This window comes from Streptomyces sp. SID13726 (assembly GCF_010548375.1).
Lineage (GTDB): Bacteria > Actinomycetota > Actinomycetes > Streptomycetales > Streptomycetaceae > Streptomyces.
Window position 1 is genome coordinate 1 of the sequence record NZ_JAAGLY010000094.1, and the last position, 754, is coordinate 754.

The 754-nt window shown below is 73.3% G+C and carries 1 pseudogene; it reads right to left on the reverse strand.

The features are described 5' to 3' along the window. A pseudogene (locus tag G3I78_RS46515) lies at positions 1 to 562 on the reverse strand (type IV secretion system protein VirD4); the annotation flags it as partial. Positions 563 to 754: the final 192 nt, after the last annotated feature.

Sequence of the window (754 nt, forward strand, 5' to 3'; positions counted from 1 at the left end):
GGACCGCGCCCTCTGCGTCGATGATCCAGTTGGCGATCTTGGCCGTCTTGCCCGCGCCCATCGGCGCGAGCATCAGGGAGCTTTCCTCGACGGACATGTAGAGGTGCAGCTTCGTCTTGCGGTCCTGCCCGAGGTAGACGCCGACCGCGTTGGTCGGGATCTTCCGGGCCGGGACGTCGGCGAGGCTGGGCCGCAGCGTCTTGCGCTTCGCGACCAGCTGACGGCGCCCGAGGTGCTTGCGGAGCTTGGCCTTGCTGGCGAAGCCGTCCGACTCGCGGGCGAAGTCGAAGTCGCCGCGCAGCTTCATGTATCCGGCGCCGGCCAGGCCCACGCCCAGGCCCACCGTCAGCAGCGGCTGGGCGGCGAAGAGGCCCGCGGCGCCGTCGGCCAGGCCGCCGAAGATGGTGCCCAGGATGTCGCTCGCGTCCGTGGCCTCGCCGGTCGTGGTCTCAGCCGCGAGGAAGGTCACGGGCGCGGCCAGCGCGGTGTAGCGCACCGTCGGTCGTGCGAGCAGGGGGGCGGAGAACAGCACGCTCTTGAGGGCGTCCCCCTCGACCGGCACCCACTGCTCGGGCTGGTCGATGGTCTCCCCGGCCGCCGGCCCGGCCGCGAGCCCGGTCCCGGGCCCCGCCTCACCCCCCGCCCCGACCCCCCGTAAACCGGTCTGCCGAGCGCGCCCCCGCCCCGTACACTGGGCCCAGCGAAAGGCATGGACGGGGACGAGTAGCGTCGGACGCAGCCAGGAGCGACCCGG